General features: G+C 43.7%; 1 protein-coding gene. It reads right to left on the bottom strand.

The features are described from left to right. Positions 1–215: Ig-like domain-containing protein (locus tag ADH02_RS00020; protein ID WP_048781521.1), on the bottom strand; the 215-nt coding region annotated here is incomplete at both ends.

Below are 215 nucleotides of genomic sequence, written 5' to 3' on the forward strand. Positions count from 1 at the left end.
TTGTCTTCACCAGTTGGTGTTACGGCTGTAACTGTTGGTGTGTACTTAGCTGTTGCTGGTGTTCCATTCGCATCTTTTGCTTGAACAGAAATTGCATCTGGAGTTCCTACGAAGTCTTTGTTTGGTGTGAATGTCACTTTACCAGTCGCTGGGTCAATTGTGTACGTACCAACTTGTTTACCATCTTTCATCGCTGGTAATTCAGTCGCATCTGT

This window comes from Streptococcus sp. 263_SSPC, from assembly GCF_001071995.1.
GTDB lineage: Bacteria > Bacillota > Bacilli > Lactobacillales > Aerococcaceae > Granulicatella.